This window comes from Agromyces humi (genome assembly GCF_009720255.1).
GTDB lineage: Bacteria > Actinomycetota > Actinomycetes > Actinomycetales > Microbacteriaceae > Agromyces > Agromyces humi.
Map to the genome: position 1 here is coordinate 1 of NZ_WJSP02000506.1, position 2,226 is coordinate 2,226.

The window sequence follows — 2,226 nt, forward strand, 5'->3', positions numbered from 1 at the left end:
GGTGCGATGCGGGGGGCCTCCTCGCCGTGCCGGTCGAGACGGTGCCGCGTGCGGCCGACGGCGACGCCGACGTGCGACGAATCCTCGAGCTCGCCGACGAGTTCGGGGCCATCGAGCTCGTCGTCGGCAACCCGCTCTCGCTCTCGGGCGCTGCGACGGCCTCGACCGCCGACGCGATCGCCTTCGCAGGGCGCCTCGCCGAGGGTGGCGTCCCCGTGCGCCTGGTCGACGAGCGGCTCTCGACGGTGAGCGCGCAACAGGCGCTGCGTGCCTCGGGGAAGTCCAGCCGCAGCCAGCGTCCCATCGTCGACCAAGTCGCAGCCGTTATCATTCTGCAACACGCGATCGACACCGAGCGTGCGTCGGGTTCCGAGCCCGGACGCCTGCTCACGACAGACGAAGGGTCGTCCCCCCTGTGACCCAGTTCCCCTCGGAGCCGCACGGATCCTCGACGGATCGCGCCCCCGTCGACTGGCATGCGCTGCTCGCCGGCGACGGCGAGCCGCCGCGCGCCCAGCAGCGTGCGGTCGGCTCGGAGCCGTCGTCCCCCGAGCCCGTCGCGGTCGCCGCCGAACGCCCCATGACCCGCCGCGAGGCGCGGGAAGCCGAACAGCGCCGCGCCGCCACGGTCGAAGCCGAGGTGCCGCCGGCCAAGCCGTCGCGCGCCGAACGTCGCGCCGCAGCATCCGACTACGAGGTGCACGACCCCGAGCAGCCGAGGCGTCGCGGTCCGTGGGGGTGCCTCGTCGGACTCGTCATCGTGGCCGCGCTGGTCGCGGGCGCCGTCTTCTTCCTGCAGGGCCCCATCAACGCACTGATCGAGCGGTTCACGCCTGCGGCCGACTACACCGGCGCCGGAACGGGCGAGGTCATCTTCATGATCCACGACGGCGAGACCGGCTCCGACATCGCCGAGAACCTCGTCGACGAGGGCGTGACCGCGTCGTACGACGCCTTCTACGACCTGCTCCTCGAGCAGACGCCCGAGCCCGAGTTCCACCCCGGCGCCTACCAGTTGGCCGAGCGGATGAGTTCGCAGGCGGCGCTGGACGCGCTCACCGATCCGGCGAACAAGCTCGAGAACACCTTCGTCATCCCCGAGGGCACTGCGCTGCCCGACGTGCTCGTCGCGATCTCGGAGGGAACCGGCATCCCGATCGAGGAGCTCCAGGCCGCGGCGGCGGAGCCGCCCGCGAACTACGGGCTTCCCGCGGAGGCGACGACCCTCGAGGGCTTCCTCTTCCCGGCGACGTACACGCTCGATCCCGGCATCGACGCCCATGGTGTGCTGCAGACGCTCGTCGACCGGCAGTTCCAGGCGCTCGACGCGGCCGGCGTGCCGGCCGACCAGCGGTGGAAGACGATCGTCCTGGCCTCGATCGTGCAGCGCGAGGCCGGGTCGGACACCGAGGACTTCCCGAAGGTCGCCCGAGTGTTCCAGAACCGCCTCGACCAGGGCATGAACCTCGAATCGGATGCCACGGTGGCCTACGGCACCGGCAACACGCACACCGTCTGGACCACCGACGCCGAGCGCGCCGACGCCTCGAACCTCTACAACACCTACGCGAACCCCGGCCTGCCGGTCGGTCCGATCGGCAATCCGGGCGACGTCGCGATCAACGCGGCGTTCCACCCGGCCGACGGCACCTGGCTGTTCTTCGTCCCGGTGAACCTCGCGACCGGAGAGACGGTGTTCTCGACGACGGTCGAGGAGCATGAGGCGGCGGTCGCGCAGCTGCAGGAGTGGTGCGCCGCCAGCGAGGAGAACGCGGCCTACTGTGAGTGACCCGGGTACGGGTCGCGGGGCGGGCGCGACTCGGCTGGCCGTGCTGGGGTCGCCGATCTCGCATTCGAAGAGCCCGGCCCTGCACCGGGCCGCGTACGCCCGCCTCGGACTCGATTGGGAGTACACGGCCATCGAGATGGACGGCGCACGACTTGCCGGGTTCCTCGACACGCGGGATGCCGCGTGGCGCGGGTTGTCACTCACGATGCCGCTCAAGCAGGACGTGCTGCCGCTGCTCGACGACCTCGACGAGATCGCCCGGCTGACGAACGCCGCGAACACGGTGCTGCTGGCCGATGGCGTGCGGCGCGGGTCGTGAACGTGATCTCGGTGTCGCTCACCTGGATGAACGGCACGGATGTCCCGTCGATGGTCACCTCGGTCGCACCGGCCAGGTTCGTGCCGGTGATCGTCACCGGCGTGCCGCCGGCGACCGG

General features: G+C 71.3%; 3 protein-coding genes and 1 pseudogene. 3 read left to right on the top strand and 1 reads right to left on the bottom strand.

Annotation, left to right across the window (positions count from 1 at the left end):
- From ruvX to GH736_RS21525, 3 genes are all read left to right on the top strand, one after another.
- Nucleotides 1-419 (top strand): Holliday junction resolvase RuvX (ruvX, locus tag GH736_RS21515; protein ID WP_159606939.1); only part of this gene is annotated, 419 nt, incomplete at its 5' end.
- Nucleotides 416-1,789, top strand: a complete 1,374-nt coding sequence (gene mltG / locus GH736_RS21520) for an endolytic transglycosylase MltG (protein ID WP_235934613.1) — start codon at nt 416-418, stop codon at nt 1,787-1,789. The genes ruvX and mltG, both read left to right, overlap by 4 nt.
- Nucleotides 1,782-2,108, top strand: coding sequence for a shikimate dehydrogenase family protein (locus GH736_RS21525; RefSeq protein WP_235934615.1), 327 nt, complete (start codon nt 1,782-1,784; stop codon nt 2,106-2,108). The genes mltG and GH736_RS21525 overlap by 8 nt, the downstream gene beginning before the upstream one ends.
- 43 nt (nt 2,109-2,151) lie before the next feature.
- Here the strand turns inward: GH736_RS21525 and GH736_RS25820 are convergent.
- Nucleotides 2,152-2,205: pseudogene (locus tag GH736_RS25820) on the bottom strand (hypothetical protein); the annotation flags it as partial.
- Nucleotides 2,206-2,226: the final 21 nt, after the last annotated feature.